Source organism: Streptomyces sp. NPDC032161 (assembly GCF_040636995.1).
In the GTDB taxonomy this organism is placed as follows: Bacteria; Actinomycetota; Actinomycetes; order Streptomycetales; family Streptomycetaceae; genus Streptomyces.
This window is the reverse complement of record NZ_JBEZVN010000002.1, coordinates 379,887-398,562: the sequence shown is the minus strand read 5'-3', so window position 1 is coordinate 398,562 and position 18,676 is coordinate 379,887. Positions and strand designations below refer to the sequence as shown.

The 18,676-nt window shown below is 73.4% G+C and carries 17 protein-coding genes; 13 read left to right on the top strand and 4 right to left on the bottom strand.

All coding sequences use genetic code 11. The features are described from left to right. Window positions 1-146 precede the first annotated feature (146 nt). The 5 genes from AB0E67_RS07565 to AB0E67_RS07545 all read left to right on the top strand — a co-directional run bounded on the left by AB0E67_RS07565 (window position 147) and on the right by AB0E67_RS07545 (window position 5,714). A complete protein-coding gene (locus AB0E67_RS07565; RefSeq protein WP_073782241.1) occupies window positions 147-389 on the top strand; it encodes a hypothetical protein in 243 nt (80 codons plus the stop codon). Window positions 390-429: 40 nt separating this feature from the next. Then, the gene (locus AB0E67_RS07560; RefSeq protein WP_362023553.1) at window positions 430-1,794 is read left to right on the top strand and encodes an NYN domain-containing protein; all 1,365 of its coding nucleotides are present in this window, start codon (window positions 430-432) and stop codon (window positions 1,792-1,794) included. 280 nt (window positions 1,795-2,074) lie between these two features. Beyond that, window positions 2,075-3,115: an NlpC/P60 family protein gene (locus AB0E67_RS07555; RefSeq protein WP_362022270.1), complete on the top strand. Its 1,041-nt coding sequence runs from the start codon at window positions 2,075-2,077 to the stop codon at window positions 3,113-3,115. A 236-nt stretch (window positions 3,116-3,351) separates the two neighbouring features. Next, window positions 3,352-4,383, top strand: a complete 1,032-nt coding sequence (locus tag AB0E67_RS07550) for an NlpC/P60 family protein (RefSeq protein ID WP_362022268.1) — start codon at window positions 3,352-3,354, stop codon at window positions 4,381-4,383. Window positions 4,384-4,454: 71 nt separating this feature from the next. Beyond that, the gene (locus tag AB0E67_RS07545) at window positions 4,455-5,714 is read left to right on the top strand and encodes a hypothetical protein (protein ID WP_362022265.1); all 1,260 of its coding nucleotides are present in this window, start codon (window positions 4,455-4,457) and stop codon (window positions 5,712-5,714) included. A 64-nt stretch (window positions 5,715-5,778) separates the two neighbouring features. On the opposite strand, the gene AB0E67_RS07540 is transcribed toward AB0E67_RS07545, so the two are convergent. Beyond that, the gene (locus tag AB0E67_RS07540) at window positions 5,779-7,041 is read right to left on the bottom strand and encodes a glycosyltransferase family 87 protein (protein ID WP_362022262.1); all 1,263 of its coding nucleotides are present in this window, start codon (window positions 7,039-7,041) and stop codon (window positions 5,779-5,781) included. Window positions 7,042-7,180: 139 nt separating this feature from the next. On the opposite strand from AB0E67_RS07540, the gene AB0E67_RS07535 reads away from it, so the two are divergent. Beyond that, the gene (locus tag AB0E67_RS07535) at window positions 7,181-8,323 is read left to right on the top strand and encodes a glycosyltransferase family 4 protein (RefSeq protein WP_362022259.1); all 1,143 of its coding nucleotides are present in this window, start codon (window positions 7,181-7,183) and stop codon (window positions 8,321-8,323) included. A 139-nt stretch (window positions 8,324-8,462) separates the two neighbouring features. Here AB0E67_RS07535 and AB0E67_RS07530 read toward each other — a convergent pair whose 3' ends face one another. Then, entirely contained in the window at window positions 8,463-10,259 is a 1,797-nt protein-coding gene (locus AB0E67_RS07530) for an AMP-dependent synthetase/ligase (protein WP_362022256.1), read from the bottom strand. A gap of 283 nt (window positions 10,260-10,542) precedes the next feature. On the opposite strand from AB0E67_RS07530, the gene AB0E67_RS07525 reads away from it, so the two are divergent. The 6 genes from AB0E67_RS07525 (at window position 10,543) to AB0E67_RS07500 (ending at window position 15,936) form a co-directional block, all read left to right on the top strand. Then, entirely contained in the window at window positions 10,543-11,349 is an 807-nt protein-coding gene (locus tag AB0E67_RS07525) for a metallophosphoesterase (protein ID WP_362022253.1), read from the top strand. A 179-nt stretch (window positions 11,350-11,528) separates the two neighbouring features. Further along, entirely contained in the window at window positions 11,529-11,978 is a 450-nt protein-coding gene (locus tag AB0E67_RS07520; RefSeq protein ID WP_073788906.1) for an SRPBCC family protein, read from the top strand. 4 nt (window positions 11,979-11,982) lie between these two features. After that, complete coding sequence (locus tag AB0E67_RS07515) at window positions 11,983-13,311, top strand: ArsA-related P-loop ATPase (RefSeq protein ID WP_362022250.1); 1,329 nt, start codon at window positions 11,983-11,985, stop codon at window positions 13,309-13,311. A 92-nt stretch (window positions 13,312-13,403) separates the two neighbouring features. Next, the gene (locus tag AB0E67_RS07510; RefSeq protein WP_362022247.1) at window positions 13,404-13,862 is read left to right on the top strand and encodes a DUF5304 domain-containing protein; all 459 of its coding nucleotides are present in this window, start codon (window positions 13,404-13,406) and stop codon (window positions 13,860-13,862) included. Window positions 13,863-13,935: 73 nt separating this feature from the next. After that, on the top strand, window positions 13,936-14,877 hold the full coding sequence (locus AB0E67_RS07505) for an ROK family glucokinase (RefSeq protein WP_362022244.1): 942 nt from the start codon (window positions 13,936-13,938) through the stop codon (window positions 14,875-14,877). A gap of 300 nt (window positions 14,878-15,177) precedes the next feature. Continuing rightward, the gene (locus tag AB0E67_RS07500) at window positions 15,178-15,936 is read left to right on the top strand and encodes an endonuclease/exonuclease/phosphatase family protein (RefSeq protein WP_362022241.1); all 759 of its coding nucleotides are present in this window, start codon (window positions 15,178-15,180) and stop codon (window positions 15,934-15,936) included. 90 nt (window positions 15,937-16,026) lie between these two features. Here AB0E67_RS07500 and AB0E67_RS07495 read toward each other — a convergent pair whose 3' ends face one another. Next, complete coding sequence (locus tag AB0E67_RS07495; RefSeq protein WP_362022238.1) at window positions 16,027-16,890, bottom strand: hypothetical protein; 864 nt, start codon at window positions 16,888-16,890, stop codon at window positions 16,027-16,029. After that, complete coding sequence (locus tag AB0E67_RS07490; protein WP_362022236.1) at window positions 16,883-17,662, bottom strand: alpha/beta fold hydrolase; 780 nt, start codon at window positions 17,660-17,662, stop codon at window positions 16,883-16,885. Before AB0E67_RS07490 ends, AB0E67_RS07495 begins: the two co-directional genes overlap by 8 nt. Window positions 17,663-17,888: 226 nt before the next feature. Here AB0E67_RS07490 and AB0E67_RS07485 point away from each other — a divergent pair, with 226 nt between their 5' ends. Beyond that, window positions 17,889-18,650: a lysophospholipid acyltransferase family protein gene (locus tag AB0E67_RS07485; protein ID WP_362022234.1), complete on the top strand. Its 762-nt coding sequence runs from the start codon at window positions 17,889-17,891 to the stop codon at window positions 18,648-18,650. Window positions 18,651-18,676 lie beyond the last annotated feature (26 nt).

The following is an 18,676-nucleotide window of genomic DNA, read 5'->3' as shown; positions in this document are numbered from 1 at the left end:
GGGCGGACGCGGCGAGGCCGTAGGGTTAAGAGGGGCCGGTGGTGAGCAGAGCGGTCCCTCGCACGGCAGGACAATCCGCAGTTCGACGGCGCACCGCGAGATCCTTGAAACAGACGGCACCAGGCTCGACGAAAGAGGACGCAACGATGACGACGGTTCCGCAGCCGACCGACGGGACCCGCTGGCGCTGCACGCTCTGCGGAAATCTCACGCGTTTCGACGTGACGCGTTCCTCCAAGGTCGTCGAGTACGTCCATCTCGACCTGGCCGGGGAGGCGACCGTCGAGGAACGCGAGGTGGTCAGTGAGACCATCGAGTCGGTGCGTTGCCGTTGGTGCAACGCGGTGGACCAGATCGAACTGGTCGCCAGGCCGGGTGCCGACTCCTGACGGAGCCGCGCACAGACAATCGATTTTGAGGTGACGGATGGTGGAGCGGCCCGCAAGCGGCGCCGAACCGGCCGAGGCGGCCGACGGCGCTGTCGAGGCGCTCGACCGCCCGCTGCCCGAAGGCGTGCGACGGCGGGTCGTCGCGCTGGTCTCGGACGCGTTCGGCGGTCTGACGGTCGGCGAACTCCCGGCCCCGCTGAGACAGTACGCCCGCTTCACGCCGACCCGGCGTGCCAAGTTCGCCGGGAACGCGATGGCGGCGGCGCTGGAGAGCGACGCGCTGTTCCGGCAGCGCATCGGTGAACGGCTGGGGGAGCGGCAGCCGGAGCTGGCCCGTGCCCTGGAGTCCGGTTCGCCGCCCGCTGCCGCCGATCCCGTCGACGTCGCCGCGGCCGCCTATGTGCTGCGCCCGGTGGGCTGGGTGAAGCTGGTCGCCGCCGCGGGCGAGGAGGTCCAGCGCGCCGAGGCCGAACGCGCCGACGAGGCGAGCCGCCGCGAGCTGGAGCAGTTGCGCGAGGAGCTCGCCCGGGCCCGTGCCCAGACCAGGAGCGAGACGGAACGGCTGCGCGCCGAACTGGACGCCGCCCGCAAGGAGGCCGACTCCCTCCAGCGCAAACTGCGCAGCGCGGTCAACGACGTCAGGCGCGGCGAGGCCGCGCTGCGCCGCAGCCGGGCGGAGACCGAGGCCGTGCGCGCCGAGGCGGCCGCCCAGCTCTCCGCGGCGGAGAGCGAGACCCGTCGGCTCAAGGCGCGGCTCGGCGAGGCCGAGGCGTCCGCCGAGGCGGGCCGCAGGGCCGCGCGGGAGGGCCGCTCGGTCGAGGACATGCGACTGCGGCTGCTGCTGGACACGGTGCTGGACGCGGCCCGGGGGCTGCGCCGTGAACTGGCCCTGCCCCCGGCCTCGATCCGCCCCGCGGACGGGGTCGACGCGGTCGAGCCCGGCCGGATGTCGCCCAAGGACATTGCCGCCAGGGCGCTTTCGGAGACCGATCCGGCCCTGCTCGACCAGTTGCTCGCGCTGCCGCAGGCGCACCTGATCGTGGACGGCTACAACGTCACCAAGACCGGCTACCCCCAACTGCCGCTGGAGAAGCAGCGCTTGAGGCTGCTGGGCGGTCTCTCGGTGCTCGCCGCGCAGACCGGCGCGGAGATGACCTGTGTCTTCGACGGGGCCGAACTCGCCGCCCCGGTGCTGCTCGCGCCGCCGCGCGGCGTCCGCGTGCTGTTCAGCAAGCCGGGCGTGACCGCGGACGAGCTGATCCGCCAACTGGCCCGTGCCGAACCGCCGGGACGCCCGGTCGTGGTGGTCTCCACCGACCGCGAGGTCGCCGACGGGGTGGCGAAAGCCGGCGCCCGACCCGTCGCGTCCGCCTTGCTCCTGAAGCGTCTTTCGCGCGTCTCATGACAGTTGTCACGACTCGCCGGATTTCACGGAACGGACCGTCAGGCCGTCGCTACGGCCTGTGTGATATGGGTAAAGAAGTGCCTGCTGTGGTGAGATTTTTCCGGTGAGGATTTGAACTGATCACAAGTTGGTCACTAGGGTCACCCTCGAACCTTCGCTCGGTTGATCACCCATCCGGGGTGACGGCGAAGGACCCGCCGAGTCCGTGACGTGCACGGAGCCGGGGACCCGAGCCCCCCACAGCCCGGTAGGCGGCCGGAGGAAGAAGGAGATCGCCTTCGTGGCGTCCCACCGTCGTCCCAAGCAGCCGAGCCGCGCCCGTGTGACCGTGCTCACCGCGACCGCCGCCGCAGCCGTGGCCCTGTCCTCCCAGGCGGCCCAGGCCGACCCCAAGCCCTCCAAGAGCGAGGTCAAGGCGGAGGTCGAAAAGCTCGGCCACGAGGCCGGCGAGGCCAACGAGCAGTACTACGGTGCCAAGGAGAAGCAGCAGAAGCTGGAGAAGGAAGTCAGCGCGCTGCAGGACAAGGTGGCCCGCGGCCAGCAGGAGATCAACAACCTGCGCAGCGGCCTCGGTTCGCTCGCTGCCGCGCAGTACCGCTCCGGTGGCCTCGACCCGTCGGTGCAGCTCTTCCTCTCCTCCGACCCGGACACCTTCCTCGACGAGGCCTCCGCCCTCGACCAGCTGACGGCCAAGCAGGCCGATGCGCTCCGGAAGATCCAGGAGAAGCAGCGGGTCCTCGCGCAGCAGCGCAAGGAGGCCCAGGACAAGCTGGGTGACCTCGCGGACGCCCGCAAGGTGATGGGCGAGAAGAAGAAGCAGCTCCAGGCCAGGCTCGCCAAGGCGCGCCAGCTGCTCAACACGCTGACCGCGGCCGAGCGCGCGAAGATGCAGGAGGCCGAACAGCACGCCAGCAGCCGCGCCAGCCGCGACGCCGTCGACCGGGTCGATCTGGGCAACGAGGTCCCAGCCTCCGCCCGCGGCGCGGCCGCCCTGAGCGCCGCCTCCACCAAGGTGGGCAAGCCGTACGCCTCCGGTCACACCGGCCCCAACTCCTTCGACTGCTCCGGGCTGACGCAGTGGGCCTACGCACAGGCCAACGTCCAGATCTCCCGGGTCACGTACACGCAGGTCAACGACGGCCCCCGGATCGGGCGCGGCGCGCTGAAGCCGGGCGACCTGGTCTTCTTCAACAACACCTCGCACGTGGGCCTCTACGCCGGCAACAACACCGTGCTGCACGCCCCGTACCCGGGCGCGTACGTCCGCTACGAGTCGATGAACACCATGGGCAGCTTCCAGTTCGGCGTGCGCGTCGCCTGACGACGCCCGAACGGGCGAATTCCCGCGCCCCACAGATCGGCCCGCCCCGCCGGAGACCACAGGTCACCGGCGGGGCGCCCGCATTCCCGCCCGTCCGGCCGCCCGGCGAGGTCCTTGGTCGCCGCCCGGCCGTACGACTACTGTCTGCCTGCTGTGCGGCTCCCGTCGTCGGTCCGCCCGTCCGGGCGGCAGGGGCCGCGCACATCCGTGCACAGCGGAAGGGAGTGCGGTGTCCTGTGGTGTCCCATCGCCGTTCCACACAGCCCGGTCTCGACCGGGGGGCTCGCGCCACCGTTCTGTCGGCCGCGGCGGTGACCGCCGCCGCCACGCTCGGGGCGCCCAGCGCGAACGCCGAACCGCAGGACACGCCCCGGAGCGTGAAGGCCCGGATCGACCGGCTGTACGTCGAGGCCGAGCGTGCCACCGAGCAGTACAACAGGGCCGGGGAGGGCGCCGACCGGCTGCGCGACGAGGTGAACCGGGCGCGCTACCGGGCGGCCCGGGGGCAGGAACACCTCAACCGGCTGCGCACCTCGCTCGGTTCGCTGGCCACCGCGCAGTACCGCTCCGGCGGCGTGGACCCCTCGCTCGCCCTGCTGCTCTCCTCCGACCCCGACACCTACCTCGAACGCGCGGCGGCGCTGGACCGTTTGACGGAGCGTCAGGCAGCTGGGCTCCGGGAGTTCCGGCAGACCCGGCGCTCCCTCGAACAGACCCGCGTGGAGGCCGCCCGCGCCCTGGCCGGACTGGAACGCAACCGCGAGACGGCCGCCCGCCACAAGCGGACCGTCGAGCGCAAACTCGCCCAGGCCAAGCGGCTGCTGGGCACGCTGCCCGGCGCCGACCGGGCCGGCCTCGCCCACGCCTCCCGCTCCGGCCACGAGGACGTGTTCGCGGGCGCGGCCGGACTGCCGGCCGGCTCCGCGCGGGCGGCGGTCGCCGTCATGGCGGTCCAGCAGGCCCTCGGACGCCCCTACGTCTGGGGGGCCAACGGACCGGACGCCTTCGACTGCTCCGGACTCATGCAGTGGGCGTACGCCCGGGCAGGTGTCGGCCTGCCTCGCACCTCGCAGGCCCAGCGGTACGCGGGACACATGGTGCCGCTCTCCCGGGCCCGCCCCGGGGACCTGGTGGCGTATCGCGCCGACGCCAGCCACATCGCCATGTACGTCGGCAACGGCCGGGTCGTCCACGCCCCGTACCCGGGCGCCCCGGTGCGCTACGACCCCGTCGGCATGATGCCGGTCTCCTCGGTCACCCGCGTCTGACCGGCCGTCCGCGTCCGGTTCCCGGTCACCGGCGCTGCCCTCACCCGCGCCCGGCCCGTACCCTCGACCGGATGGGTCGGCGACGGGGACGGGACGGTGGGCGGCGCGCGGCGGGAGTGCTGCTCGCCGGGGCGCTGCTCCTGTCCGGCTGCGCGGCTCCAGGCGGCCCCGGGTCCGGGTCCGCCGGTCGCGTCCCGGGGGCCGACGCCCGCTCCGTGCGCGCCCTCCTCGACCGCCGCGCCGCCGCCGTGACGTCCCATGACACGGACGCCTACCTGGCCTCCGTCGATCCCCGCGCCACCGGGCTGCGCGCGGCCCAGCGCAAGGAGCTGGACAACCTCGCGGACGTGCCGCTGGCGTCCTGGACGTACCGGGTCACGGAACTGACCGGACGGGGCGCCGACCACGTCACCGCGCACGTCCGGCTGAGCTACCGGATCAAGGGGTACGACCGGGCCCCGGCCACCGCGGACCGGGTGCTCGACCTGCGCCGGGACGGGGCGGACGGCGCTTGGCACCTCACCGCCGACCGGCCGGGCGCGGACGGCGGCGGCCTGCTCTGGCAGCAGGGGCGGGTCCGGGCGGTGCGCGGCACGCACAGTCTCGTCCTCGGTGTCGGCCGCACCGGGCGCGAGCTGCGCGCGATCTCCCGGGCCGCCGACCGGGCGGTTCCCGTGGTCTCCGGTGCCTGGCCGGAACGCTGGCCCGGCCGGGTGCTGGTGCTCGTACCGCATACCGTGGAGGACATGGCCGGGCTGCTGGGTGCGCCCGCCGCCGACTACCGCGGCATGGCGGCCGTCACCACCGCGCGGCCCGGCGGCCCGGACGGGGCCCCCGCGGACCGGGTGATCGTCAATCCGCAGGCGTACGGCGCACTCGGCGCGTTCGGGCAACGGGTCGTCCTCACCCACGAGATCACCCATGTCGCCACCCGGGCCCGCACCACCGGCGCCACCCCGGTCTGGCTCTCCGAGGGCTTCGCGGACCGGGTGGCCTACCGCGCCGAGCACCGCACCGCCGCGCAGGCGGCGCCCGAACTGGCCGCCGCGGTCCGGCGCGGGGAGCTTCCCGCCGCGCTCCCGGCGGACGAGGACTTCGGATTCGCGGGCGACGAGGCCCGGCTGGCGAAGGCGTACGAGGGCGGCCTGCTGGCCTGCGAGCTGATCGCCGACGACTGGGGCGAGCGGAGGCTCTCCGCGTTCTACCGTGCCGTCGCCGGACAGCGGGAGCGGGACGGGGCGGTGGAACGGGCCCTGCGGGAGGTGCTCTCCAGCACCCCCGCCGCGTTCACCGCGCGCTGGCGGGAGTACCTGCGCACCCGGCTCGGCTGAGCCCCGTACGGGGGAAGTCCGGCCGGTCCCGGACACGCCCCCTGCCACGGCCCGCGCACCCGGCTCAGGAACCGACGCGCTCCGACTCCCGGGCGGCGCGACGGCGGCCCGCCGCGATCCCGCCCCAGCTCCCGGCGTCGTCGCCGGGGGCCCCGGGTGCCGTGCGCCGCCACAGCCGACGGCAGGCGATCAGCGTCGCCGCGACCAGCAGACCGTTGCGCAGGAACACCAGCGCCACGCCCGTCGCGTCACTGGCCACCACGCTGTCGAAGCCGAACGGGAACTCCGCCTGGGTCACGCCGGTGGCGAGCAGCACCAGCCCGGCCGGCAGCCCCATCCCGCTGCCCCGGAAGACCAGGCAGACCGCCGCGAGCCCGACGAGCCACAGCATGTACTGCGGGCTGATCACCCGGCTCGTGGTCGTGAACAGCAGGACCGCCGTGAACGCCGCGTCGGCCGGGGTGCTCGCCCGGAAGGCACGGGCGCGCAGCCGCCACACCAGCAGCCAGCCGAGGGCGAGTACGGACAGAGCGAGGGAGACGGTGCTCACCAGCTCCACCCCCGGCCCCAGGAACTCCAGCGAGCCGTAGTGCAGTTCCACCCGCCCCGGCCAGCCGGACGCCCGCGCCACGTGGAACACCAGCGCCCCCAGCGACTCGACCTCGGTGCCCCGGTCGCGCTGGAAGCCGAGGAAGGCGAACGCCCCGGGGAGCGCCAGCGCGCAGCCGAGTGCGAGCCCGGCCGCCGTCACCGCCGCCGCCGTCCACGCCCGGCGCGTCCGGGAGCCGGGCGCGGTGCCGGCCAGGATCAGCGCCGGCCACACCTTCAGCAGCGCCCCGGCCGCGGCCAGCACCCCCAGCACCCGCGGGTGCCGCACCCCCGCCAGCAGCCCCGCCACCGCCACCGCCGTCACCATCAGGTCGTAGCGGGCGTACGCGGTCGTGCCCAGCAGCGGCACCCCGGCCACCCACACCCACACCCCCGCCGCCGACCGGTCCTTCCCGCGGCCCGCGCGCAGCAGCAGCCCCAGCACCAGACCGTCGCACAGCAGCACGAGGACGAAGAACGCCGAGGTGTAGTCGAGGAAGGGCAGCAGAGTGGGGGAGAGCACCGCGAGCGCGGCGAGCGGCGGGTACTGCCAGGTCACGTCCGACATCGGGTACGTGCCGGAGCGCAGCACCTCCGACCAGCCCCGGTAGATCACCGAGACGTCACCGGTCACGTCCGGACCGGGCAGGACGATCACCTTCGTGACGCAGAGCAGCAGCGCGATCCTGGTGAGGGCCCACACCGCGGGAGCGAGCCGCGCCCCGGTCGATCCCGTCATGGCAGCTCATCCGTTCCGTCGTGCGTGTGCGGTGCGTACGGCGCGGACACGGGCGGACACGCGCGGCACGAGGGGCCATCATGCCCGCCCGCCCCCTGCGTCGGCCATCAAGACCACCCGCCCGGTACTGTCGGCCGCGATGGACAAGACCCTGATCGTGACCAACGACTTCCCGCCGCGCCCCGGCGGCATCCAGGCGTTCCTGCACAACATGGCCCTGCGGCTGGACCCCGGGCGGGTCGTCGTGTACGCCTCCACCTGGAAGCGGACCGCGGAAGGCGTCGCGGCCACCTCCGCCTTCGACGCCGAGCAGCCGTTCACCGTCGTCCGGGACCCCACGACGATGCTGCTGCCCACCCCCCGGGTCACCCGGCGCGCGGTGGGGCTGCTGCGCGAACACGGCTGTACGTCCGTATGGTTCGGCGCCGCGGCCCCGCTCGGGCTGATGGCCCCGGCGCTGCGCCGGGCCGGGGCCCGCCGCCTGGTCGCCACCACGCACGGGCACGAGGCCGGCTGGGCCCAGCTGCCCGCGGCCCGTCAGTTGCTGCGGCGGATCGGCGACGGCACGGACACCCTCACCTACCTCGGGGAGTACACCCGTTCCCGGATCGCCTCGGCGCTCGGCCCCGCGGCGGCCGGCCGGATGGTCCAGCTGCCGCCCGGCGTCGACGAGAAGACCTTCCATCCGGGCTCCGGCGGGGACCTGGTCAGGGCCCGGCTCGGGCTCGCCGACCGGCCCGTCGTCGTCTGCGTGTCACGGCTCGTGCCGCGCAAGGGCCAGGACACGCTGATCCTGGCGATGCCCGCGATCCTGGAGCGGGTCCCGGACGCGGTCCTGCTGATCGTCGGCGGCGGACCGTACGCCGACGACCTGAAGAGGCTGGCCGGTCGGACGGGTGTCGAGGAGTCGGTGCGCTTCACCGGGTCCGTGCCGTGGGAGGAACTGCCCGCCCACTACGGCGCGGGCGACGTCTTCGCCATGCCGTGCCGCACCCGGCGCGGCGGGCTCGACGTGGAGGGGCTCGGCATCGTCTTCCTGGAGGCGTCCGCGACCGGGCTGCCGGTCGTCGCGGGCGACTCGGGCGGCGCGCCGGACGCCGTGCTCGACGGCGAGACGGGGTGGGTGGTGCGCGGAGGCTCCGTCGAGGAGACCGCCGACCGGGTCGTCACCCTGCTGCACGACCCGGAGCTGCGGCAGCGGATGGGGGAGCGGGGACGGGCCTGGGTCGAGGAGAAGTGGCGCTGGGACCTGCTGGCCGAGCGGCTCGAGGAGCTGCTCTGACGCCGTCCGGACGGTAGAACGCGAACGGGCCCGCACCCTGTCCGGTGCGGGCCCGTTCGCGCGGTCGCGTTCGGTTCCGGTGGTTCGTGCGCTCGGCGCCGGTGACCCGTGCTCGGCGCCGACGTCCGTGCGGTCGCGGTCAGCGCTGGTAGATCGCCTCGATCTCGTCCGCGTAGTCCTTCGCCACCACGCTCCGCTTCAGCTTCAGCGACGGGGTGATGTGCCCCGCCTCCTCGGTGAACTGGGAGGACAGGATGCGGAACTTGCGGACCGACTCCGCCTTGGACACCGCGGCGTTCCCGTCGTCCACCGCCCGCTGCACCTCGGCCAGCAGCTCCGGGTCCTCGCGCAGCGAGGTGGCCGTCGCCCCGGCCGGCTTGCCGTGCTCCTCGGCCCAGCGGCGCAGGAACTCCTCGTCCAGGGTGATCAGCGCGCCGACGAACGGCCGCCCGTCACCGACCACCATGCACTCGGCGACCAGGGCGTGCCCGCGGATGCGGTCCTCGATCACGGCGGGAGCGACGTTCTTGCCGCCCGCCGTGACGATGATCTCCTTCTTGCGGCCGGTGATCGCGAGGTAGCCGTCCTCGTCGAGCGTGCCGAGGTCGCCCGTGTGGAACCAGCCGTCGGCCAGCGCCTCGACCGTGGCCGCCTCGTTGTTCCAGTAGCCGGTGAACAGGTGCTCGCCGTGCACCAGCACCTCGCCGTCGTCGGCGATCCGGACCACCGAGCCGGGCAGCGGCTGGCCGACCGTGCCGATCTTCTGGCGGTCCCACGGGTTGAACGCGGTGGCCGCGCAGGTCTCGGTCAGGCCGTACCCCTCCAGGACGGTGAAGCCGATGCCCCGGTAGAAATGGCCCAGCCGTTCGCCCAGCGGCGCGCCGCCGGAGATCGCGTACTCGCCGCGTCCGCCCAGCACCGCGCGCAGCTTGCCGTAGACCAGCTTGTCGAACAGCTTGTGCTTCAGACGCAGTCCCAGGGACGGGCCCTGCGGGGTGCTCAGCGCGCGGCTGTACGCGATGGCCGTGTTCGCGGCCCGGTCGAAGATCGCGCCCTTGCCGTCGGCCTGCGCCTTGGCCCGCGCCCCGTTGTAGACCTTCTCGAAGACGCGCGGCACGCCGAGGATCAACGTCGGCCGGAACGAGGCCAGTTCATCGGTGAGGTGCTTGATGTCCGGTACGCAGCCGAGCCTGATCGGCGCCATGACCGACGCCACCTCGACCAGCCGTCCGAAGACGTGCGCGGTGGGCAGGAAGAGCAGCACCGAGCACGAGCCGGTACGGAACAGGGGCTTGAGCCGTTCGACCACATTGCCGCACTCCGCGAAGAAGCTGCGGTGCGTGAGCACACAGCCCTTGGGGCGGCCGGTGGTGCCCGAGGTGTAGACGATGGTGGCCGGGTCGTCCGCCTTGGCGCTCGCCATCCGCGCGTCCACGGTCTCGTCCGGAACGTCCGCGCCCGCCTCCGTCAGCCGGGCGATCGCGTCCGCCTCGATCTGCCAGATCCCCTTCAGGGCGGGCAGATCCGCCCGGACCGACTCCACGGACGCCTCGTGCGCCGCGGACTCCACGACGCACAGGGCGGCGCCGGAGTCCCCGAGGATCCACTGGATCTGCTCGGGCGAGCTGGTCTCGTACACGGGGACGGTGACCCCGCCCGCACTCCAGATCGCGAAGTCGAGCAGCACCCACTCGTAACGGGTGCGGGACAGCAGGGCCACCCGGTCGCCCGCCTCGACGCCCGCCGCGACCAGCCCCTTGGCGACCCCTCTGACCTCGGCGAGGAACTGCCTGGCGTCCACGTCGGCCCACGCGCCCCCCACCTTGCGGCTCATCACCGCGACGTCGGGATGCTGAGCGGCATTGCGGCGGATGAGATCCGTCAGGTTGCCGTCCGAGGGGACCTCGTACAGGGCCGGAAGGCTGAACTCGCGCAAGACTGCTGCTCCTCATCGGGCTCCGGTGCCACGGCTCTGTGTGGCCCACCGGCTGCGGTCCAAGATAGGCAGATGCTCATGTGTGAAGTGAGCACGACTGGACTGCCCGGACGTTACCCACCAGTACTCAGTTCCCGATAGAGGGTTCGGGCCAATGTCTTGTGCGTCACACACGATGGTGATCCTTGCGCGCACAGTAGCCCACCGCGCGTCACGGCCCGGGGCCCGCCGCAGGTCCGGAGGCCCTGTCCGAGCGGCCGACGCAGGACCTAGGCTGGCCGTCATGCCTGCCGTACCGGACACCCGAGTCAGCCCCGCCGCACGGCGCACGCGCCTCCACGTGGTCAGTGACGTGCACGGCAACACCGAGGCCCTGGCCCGCGCCGGGGACGGCGCCGACGCCCTGATCTGCCTCGGCGACCTGGTCCTCTTCCTCGACTACGCCGACCACTCGCGCGGCATCTTCCCCGAACTCTTCGGCGTGGAGAACACCGACCGGCTCGTGGCCCTGCGCACCGCCCGCCGCTTCGAGGAGGCCCGCGAGCTCGGCCGTCGCCTGTGGGCGGGCATGGACCGCGAGGCCGCGATCGTCGCGGGTGTGCGCAAGCAGTACGCGGAACTCTTCGCGGCCTTCCCCACCCCGACGTACGCCACCTACGGCAACGTCGACATCCCCGGACTGTGGGACGAGTACGCCCGCCCGGGCACCACGGTCGTCGACGGCGGGCGCGTCGAGATCGGCGGCCGGGTCCTCGGTTTCGTCGGCGGCGGCCTGAAGTCCCCGATGCGCACCCCGTACGAGATCGACGACGAGGAGTACGCGGCCAAGATCGAGGCGGTCGGCACGGTCGACGTGCTCTGCACCCACATCCCGCCCGACGTGCCGGAACTGACCTACGACACGGTGGCGCGCCGCTTCGAACGCGGCAGCCGGGCCCTGCTCGACGCCATCCGCGCGACCCGCCCCCGCTACGCGCTGTTCGGCCACGTCCACCAGCCCCTGGTCCGCCGGATGCGGATCGGCGCGACCGAATGCGTGAACGTCGGCCATTTCGCCTCCACCGGAAGGCCGTGGGCCCTGGAGTGGTGACAGGCCCGGGGGCCGCTCCCGGCACGGCCTCCGGGCCCGGCGACGGACCTCGACCCGCACGGCCGCCCCACCGGCCACGGCGCCGGACCCTGGGACGGAGCACCACGGGCACGCGATAGCCTTCTGACGGCAGGCATCTGCCGACGCACCGGTCACACCGCACTGGAGGAGCCACGGCGATGGCTGAACACACCAGCTCGACGATCACGATCGAGGCGGCACCGGCCGACGTCATGGGAGTGATCGCCGACTTCGCCCGCTACCCGGAGTGGACCGGCGAGGTCAAGGAGGCGGAGGTGCTCGCCACCGACGACCGGGGCCGTGCCGAGAAGGTCCGCCTCGTCCTCGACGCCGGGGCGATCAAGGACGACCACACCCTCGCGTACACCTGGACCGGCGACCGCGAGGTCAGCTGGACCCTCGTCAAGTCGCAGATGCTGCGCGCCCTCGACGGCACCTACGCGCTCGCCCCGCTCGGCGACGGCGACCGCACCGAGGTCACCTACCGGCTGACCGTCGACGTCAAGATCCCGATGCTCGGCATGATCAAGCGCAAGGCCGAGAAGGTCATCATCGACCGGGCCCTGGCCGGCCTGAAGAAGCGCGTCGAGTCCGTACCGAAGGGCTGACCAGGTGCGTACGGTTCTCGTCACCGGGCCCGGAGGCGCGGGCCGTACCACCGTCGCGGCGGCGACCGCCCTGGCCACCGCCCGCAGGGGCCGCCGCGTCCTGCTGCTCTCCGCCGACCCCATACCCGGCTTCCCCGACGGCACGGAACCCGTCGAGGTCGCCGACGGCCTCCGGTCCGCCCGCATCGACTCCGGCGAGCACTTCCGCGGTGAACTCCTCGCCCTCCAGGACCGCGCCTCCGGCGTGCTCGACCTGCTCGGCGGGCACCGGATGGACGGCGAGGAACTCACCGAACTCCCCGGCAGCCCCCAGCTCGCCCTGCTGCACGCGCTGCGCCGCGCCGCCGAGGGCGACTGGTCGGACGGCCGCTTCGACCTCCTCGTCGTCGACCTGCCGCCGCTGCGCGAAGCACTCGCCGTCCTCGCCCTCCCCGAACAGCTGCGCCGCTATCTGCGCCGGCTGCTGCCCCCGGAACGCCAGGCCGCCCGGGCCCTGCGCCCCATGCTCGCCCAGCTCGCCGGGGTGCCCATGCCCGCCCAGTGGCTGTACGAGGCCGCCGCCCGCAAGGACGCCGAACTGGCCGCCGTCCAGGCCCTGATCGAGGACCGCGCCACCACGCTCCGGCTGGTCGCCGAACCGGGACCGGCCGCCGAGGACGCCCTGCGCAGCGCGCGCACCGGCCTCGCCCTGCACGGGCTGCGCGTCGACGCCCTCGCCGTGAACCGGGTCCTGCCCCGGCACTCCGGCGACCCCTGGTTCGCGGACCTCGCCGCGCGGCAGGAGAAGACCGTCGACCACTGGTACGAGGAATGGGGCCCCACGACGGCCCTGTACGAGGTGCCCCACCTCGGCCGCGACCCCCGGAACCTCGACGACCTCGCCCTCCTCGACGGCCTTGCCCGTTCCACCGCGCCCGCCGGGGCGGTCACCGGCGGCTTCGGGGCGGGGGACGGACTGTGCGCCGCACCGGACGAACCGGCCCCCGGCCGGGCCGACGACCCCTGGTGGATCGAGGACCCCCGGCGGACCGGGGAACCGGGCGCCGCGGACGACGGACGCACCCCGCCGCCCGGCCCCCGGGCCACGGGCGCCCCGCCGGCCGACGGCGGCACCGTCCTCGTCTGGTGCCTGCCGCTGCCCGGGGCCGTCAAGTCCGACCTGCAACTGGTGCGCCGCGGCGACGAACTGCTGCTCACCGTCGGCCCGTTCCACCGGATCATCCCCCTGGAGTCCGGACTGCGCCGCTGCACCGTCTCCGGCGCCGCCCTCACCGACGGGGTGCTCCGGGTCAGGTTCACCCCCGACCCCGGACTGTGGCCCCGTACGGACTGAACGGCACCCCACCGTTCGGGTAACGTCGGTAGTACGTACCCGTACGGTCCCGCAGGCGCGACCGCGGGCGAACCACGTCGCAGGAGTCCGCCATGAGCGAAGCCACCGATCGTCCCGTCGACGACGACGCGTGGGCACGGGCCTGCGCCGAGGACCTCGAAGCGGAGAAGGCCCGCCGCCGCGCCCACCACGGCCCGGGCCCCGGAACCGCCGCCGAGGAGCTGCGCAAGCTGATCGACGCCGTGGCCGACCGGATCTCGTCCCTCCCGACGCCGCTGCTCGGCCCGGCGGCCCAGGGCACCGTGCAGCAGATCATCAAACAGGCGAAGTCCGCCGCCCAGCCCGTCATCGAACGCAACCCGGACGTCTTCGACCATCTCGCCGCGGCCGGCGGCGAGCTCCTCGCCGCCTACCGCTCCGCCGTGGAGGGTCAGGAACGCCGCTGGACCAGGGACGCGGGGGACCGGTCCGGCACCGGGAAGCGGTCCGACGACCCCACCGACCCGCGCGACGGGGGAGCCTCCGGCGGCGAGCACATCGACCTGGACTGACCTGCGCGGAAGTCAGGGCCCGCGGCTCGGGTACGGTTGGCCCCAGCGGGGCTCGACCGAAACTGAGGGATTCATGGGACTCACCATCGGCGTCGACATCGGCGGCACGAAGATCGCGGCTGGAGTGGTCGACGAGGAGGGCCGCATCCTCTCGACGTTCAAGGTGCCGACCCCGTCGACGGCCGACGGCATCGTGGACGCGATCGCGGACGCGGTGTCCGGCGCGAGCGAGGGGCACCGCATCGACGCGGTCGGCATCGGCGCCGCAGGGTACGTCGACGACAAGCGCGCCACCGTCCTGTTCGCACCGAACATCGACTGGCGGCACGAGCCGCTGAAGGACAAGGTCGAACAGCGCGTCGGCCTTCCCGTCGTCGTCGAGAACGACGCCAACGCCGCCGCCTGGGGCGAGTACCGCTTCGGCGCCGGCCAGGGCCACGACGACGTCATCTGCATCACGCTCGGCACCGGCCTCGGCGGCGGCATCATCATCGGCAACAAGCTGCGCCGCGGACGCTTCGGCGTGGCCGCCGAGTTCGGCCACATCCGGGTCGTCCCGGACGGTCTGCTCTGCGGCTGCGGCAGCCAGGGCTGCTGGGAGCAGTACGCCTCCGGCCGCGCCCTCGTCCGGTACGCCAGGCAGCGCGCCAACGCCGCCCCCGAGAACGCCGCGGTCCTGCTGTCGCTCGGCGACGGCACGATCGACGGCATCGAGGGCAAGCACATCAGCCAGGCCGCCCGGCAGGGCGACCCGGTGGCGATCGACTCGTTCCGCGAGCTGGCCCGCTGGGCCGGTGCCGGACTCGCCGACCTCGCCTCGCTCTTCGACCCGTCCGCGTTCATCATCGGCGGCGGTGTCTCGGACGAGGGCGAACTGGTCCTCGACCCGATCCGCAAGTCGTTCCGCCGCTGGCTGATCGGCAGCCAGTGGCGCCCGCACGCCCAGGTGCTCGCGGCCCAACTGGGCGGCAAGGCGGGGCTGGTGGGTGCGGCGGACCTGGCCCGCCAGGGCTGAGAGCCTGCCGGATGGCCTTTGATCGGAAAGCGGACGCGGCATGGTGCGTGCGATTCCAAGGCGCCGGGAGGTCTTCGGACGGGGTCTCCCCTGCTCCTTGAGGGCTCGGGGAAGGCGCTACGGGGGCATTCCGGCAACGCCGGAAGCGTGCGTGCCAGGGCGTGGCCGCCCGGGCAGAGGTCACCCGACAGGCTCTGAGAGGCCGTCAGTTCCCCGGCGGCTCCGAGCCGCCACCGTACGGAACCGGACGCCCGTCGCGCCCCATGGGACGCGACGGGCGTCCGCCGTATCGTGGGCCCCATGGTTGCGACGCCACTGCCCGACTCCCGCACCGAGCCGGACGGTTCGGCGGTCATCAGAGTGCTCGGCTACAACGTCCGGTCGATGCGCGACGACCGCGAGGCACTGGCCCGGGTCATCGGCGCCTGTGCCCCCGACCTCGTCCTCGTCCAGGAGGCCCCGCGCTTCTTCCGCTGGCGCAAGCACGCCGCCTGGCTCGCGGCCCGTACCGGCCTCGTCGTGCTCGGCGGCGGCGCCACGGCGGCCGGGCCGCTGCTGCTCTGCTCGCTGCGGGCCGCCGTGGAGCGCACGGAGGACCTCCTGCTGCCGCTGACCCCCGGTCTGCACCGCAGAGGATTCGCCACGTCGGTGGTACGGATCGCGGGTACCCGGATCGGTCTGCTCAGCTTCCATCTGAGCCTGCGCTCCGACGAACGCCTGGCCCAGGCCGGGATGGTGCTGGAACGCCTGGACGCGATGGGCGTCGAGCACGCCATCGCGGCCGGGGACGTCAACGAGACCCCGGGCGGGGCCGCGTTCCGGCGGCTGGCCGGGCGGCTCCAGGACTGCTGGGCGGTACGGCCGTGGGGCGACGAGAACACCTCGCCGTCGGACCACCCCCGGCAGCGCATCGACGCGGTCTTCGCGACGGAGGGGATCGAGGTGCTCGGCTGCGGCGTCCCCACCGGGCTGCCGGGCCTCGCCGACGCGGACCTGCGGGCGGCCACCGACCACCTGCCGGTCCTGGCGGCGCTACGGGTGCCCGCGCTCAGGCCCTGATCCCGCCGCCCGCCCCCGGTTGCCGGGGGAACGGGGCACGCGGAGCGCCCGGGTGACGGGCGCCCGCCCCGGCGGTCACCCGACAGGCTCTCAGACGACCGCCCCGCGCCCCGGGTCGTCCTCGTCCTCGTCGTCGTCCCCCATCCGCGCCACCAGCGTGATGAAGCCGCCCACGAAACCGCCGACGCAGACCGTGCCGAGCCACCAGGTGATCTCCCACCGCAGCAGGACCGCGAGCAGCATCAGCACCGGACCGCCGACGACCGCGAGCCAGGCGAACTTCGCCGTGACGTCGGCCTCCGGCAGCGGCGGCGGCTCCGGGGGCACGAAGTGCCCCTCGTCCGTGTCGTCGAGGTCGTCGTCCTCGGGCTTCGCGAGCTCGTAGTCGCGCGGTCCGCCGACACCGGGCTTCGCGAGCTCGTAGTCGCGCGGTCCGCCGACACCGGGCTTCGCGAGCTCGTAGTCGCGCGGTCCGCCGACACCGGGCGCGAACACGACCGAGCTGCCGAGCGGGCGCTCCGGCGGCCCGGGGGCCTTCTTGCCGATCCCCTTGTCCGGATCGAGCACGGCCGACCGGTCGTCCTCCAGCCCCGCGAGATCCTCGATCGACCGGAACGGCCTGGCACCCGGCGGGTCCGGTGGCTCCTCGCCGTACCCCGCGACGATCGCCTGCCAGGCAGCGTTCTCGTCGAGCCGTCCGTCGTCCGGGCCCTCTCCCGGGCCGGGGCCGTCCGGCGGGCCGGCGTGGGCGGACGCCTTCTCGGCCGGGGCCGGAGCCGACGACGGGCCCGCGTCCCGCGCGTCCGTACGGTCCCCGCCCCGGCGTCCGTCCCCGGGCGCGGGCGTGTCCGCGGCCTCGGGAGCCACGCCCTCCACGGGCCGTGCGGTTCCCTCGGCGGGAAGGGACTCGCGCCCGTCCTCGCCTCCCGTGCGCTCCGCCTCGTGCTCAGCCACCGGACCCGCTCCCCTTCTTCCCGACGCTCGGAGCGAGGCGGCCGATGAACCTGTGGCTCTCGTCGAAGATCCGCTCCGCATCGTGGTCCAACGTCGCCACGTGGTAGCTCTGTTCCAGCAGGATCTCCTCGACGTCCGTCGACGACACCCGGCTGAGGATCCGGGCCGAGTCGGCGGGCGGCACCACATGGTCCTGCGGACTGTGCAGCAGCAGGAGCGGCTGCGTGACCTGGGGCAGCTCGGCGTCGACCAGGCGGAGGAACTGCCGCAGCGAATGCGCCGCGTGCAGCGGCACGCGGTCGTACCCCAGCTCCGGCGAGCCCTCCTTGGCGATGTCGTTCGCCAGGCCCTTCGTCGTCCGCACCAGGTGGCGGGCGACCGGCAGCGCGTACGCCGACAGTCCGTGCACCTTGTTCGCCGGATTGACGAGCACCAGCCCGCTGATCGCGTCACCGTGCTTCGCCGCGAGCCGCAGCGTCAGCGCGCCGCCCATGGAGAGGCCGCAGACGAAGACCCGGGCGCACCGCTCCAGCAACCCGCGCAACTCCCGGTCCACCTCCGCGTACCAGTCCTGCCAGCCGGTGACCTGCATGTGCTCCCAGCGGGTGCCGTGTCCGGGCAGCAACGGGAGCGAGACGGTGAGGCCGCGTTCCGCCAGATGGTCGGCCCAGGGGCGCAGCGACTGGGGGGAACCGGTAAATCCGTGGCAGAGAAGGACACCGACCTCTCCGCCCTCGTGGCGGAACGGCTCGGCTCCAGGCAGGACCGGCACCGGGGATCTCCTGTTCGTGAGGCTCGAAGGGGACGAGAGCTCGAAGGGGAACGAGAATTGAAGGGGAAGGAAAGAGGGAAGTACAGAGGATTGCTTCACCGTACGCGACCGGACTGACACCGACCAGGGCCGTCCCGGCCCCGTCCGCCGCAACGCCCGGTCCGGGCGGGAACGGGGACGCCCGCACGGGTTAAGGTCTGTCGGACAGCACACAGGAGGCACCGAGTTGATCTACGGCGCAATGAAGCTCTCCATCGGCAACGGGCTGAAGCTCGCCTTCAGGCCCTGGGTGGAGGGCCTGGAGAACATCCCCGCGCACGGGCCGGCGATCCTCGCGAGCAACCACCTGTCCTTCTCCGACTCGTTCTTCCTGCCCGCCGTCCTGGACCGCAAGGTCACCTTCATCGCCAAGTCCGAGTACTTCACCACGCCCGGCGTGAAGGGGAAGCTCACCGCCGCCTTCTTCAAGGGCGTCGGCCAGCTCCCGGTGGACCGCTCGGGCGCCCGGGGCGCCGGTGAGGCCGCCGTCCGGGCGGGCATCGAAGTCATCGAGAGCGGCGGGCTGTTCGGCATCTACCCGGAGGGCACCCGGTCGCCCGACGGCCGTCTCTACCGGGGCAAGCCCGGCGGACTCGCCCGGGTCGCGCTGGCCACCGGCGCCCCCGTCATCCCCGTCGCGATGATCGACACGGAGAAGATCCAGCCGCCCGGCAAGGTGATGCCCAAGCTGATGCGCCCGGGGATCAGGATCGGCAAGCCGCTCGACTTCAGCCGCTACCACGGCATGGACGGGGACCGTTTCATCCTGCGCTCGGTCACCGACGAGGTGATGTACGAGATCATGAAGCTGTCCGGGCAGGAGTACGTCGACATCTACGCGACCGTCGCCAAGCGGCAGATCGCGGAGGAGACCAAGCGCCGCGCGGAGGAGACCAAGCGCCGCGCCGAGGAGAAGCGCGCGGGCGGAGAGTCCGGAACACAGGGGTGACGGAACGGTTCGGCGCACAGCGCGCC